Source organism: Paenibacillus mesophilus (assembly GCF_005938385.1).
In the GTDB taxonomy this organism is placed as follows: domain Bacteria; phylum Bacillota; class Bacilli; order Paenibacillales; family NBRC-103111; genus Paenibacillus_AB; species Paenibacillus_AB mesophilus.
On sequence record NZ_VCRA01000080.1, the window covers coordinates 1 to 1,501 of the forward strand.

General features: G+C 47.7%; 1 protein-coding gene. It reads right to left on the reverse strand.

Annotated elements, in window-relative coordinates; genetic code table 11:
- Nucleotides 1-148: 148 nt before the first annotated feature.
- Nucleotides 149-1,363 carry an IS4 family transposase gene (locus FE783_RS37240; RefSeq protein WP_158302259.1) on the reverse strand — a complete coding sequence of 405 codons (1,215 nt, stop codon included), beginning with the start codon at nucleotides 1,361-1,363 and terminating at the stop codon, nucleotides 149-151.
- Nucleotides 1,364-1,501: the final 138 nt, after the last annotated feature.

Below are 1,501 nucleotides of genomic sequence, written 5' to 3' on the forward strand. Positions count from 1 at the left end.
CAGTAGCGTTGCATTAAGGCTAACATCATGTAGCAAGTGAATTTTGTGATTGTTTTCACATAATTTTTCTTTGTACAACTCGAAAAAGGTTGTCTACTCGTAAGAGCAGGAACATCCATTTACAAATATTGGACGATCTTTCATCCAATTACCTATTTCGCTTTTTCGGTTGTTGGATACATACCCCGGTCACTTCCATTACTTTTCGGGGAACCGGGGGATCCTTCTTCTGTCGGCCTTCACTCCGCTTACTCGGCTTTCGGTGCAGTTCTGCGTCCCATTGGGTCCACGGCTTCAACGCATAAATTCGAAGGAGACCCACGATCTTCCACGTACTCAGAGGCGTCTCCGACTTCAGCCCAATGAGGTAGGAGAGGCCGTAGGCCACTAGAGCCAAGAATATATGATTCCATACGGCATCGGGTTGATGACTGTAGAGTTGAGCGAACTTGAGGTGCTGCTTCAGCCATTTAAAAAACAACTCGATCAGCCAGCGGCTCCGGTAAACCTCCATCACCTCTTCCGCATTCAGATCCAACCGTGTCGTGGCCAGCCGGTAAAATCGTCCCTGGGTATCCGTGAACTCAATCAGGCGCAGAGGAGTCTTCATGGTCGTTTTCGGTTGGTTGCCTAAACGCACGATGGCATCGCGTGTAATCGATGGATGTTCCGCAGGGAGTTCCCGTTCTTCGAGAATCGTGGCAAAGTGATGATTTGCCAGCCGGATCACAAAATGGATGTTCTCGGAGGAGGCCCACTTTTCCATACGCTTGTAACAAACATAGCCGCGATCCATGACGTACAGGGCATCGGAATCCACAACGAGAAAGTCCGAACCTCGATAATCACTCACATTGCCGGTAGACGGAACGATTTTGTCGGGATAGGCTACATCCGGGCCAACGACCATCAGGCGCGCATGTACTTTCACGCTGTTTTGCTTATTCGTGACGTAGGCCCAATCCCCGAGCAGCGGAGGCATCCGCAAACTGGTGGAATCCACGACTGCCAGAGGCAAGTGACTCTTGGATCGAATTGGACGCGTATGCTCTTGAATGCGATGAACCACTGCACGAAACAGAGCCTGAGGTATTTCAGTGGGAAGGCTGTTGATTCGGCGTGACAATTGGGATTTGCTGATACTGTCCAGTTCAAAAGCGGCATGGTACACTTCATCCGAACGGATCGTATTTTCGATCGTGCTCAGGGAGTCCCACTTGAGAAGCTGTGCAGTGATAAAGATCTTGAGCAAATTCGCAGTCGAGAGTTTTTGCTTGCGGAAATCGAGAAAAGGTACGACAAAATCTTGTAAAGGAAGTTGATTAAGACATTGACGAATGACTGGAATATCCGATACACTCAAAGGCGTGGTCTCCTTTGTATAGGGTGTATGGATGAATATCCTGCTCCCTCTACAGTGGAGTTTTTTTTCGGTTTTGTCCACGAAAAACAGTTCTTTATTTTACAAATATAGCAATTTGTAGAATGAAAATTTTCATGT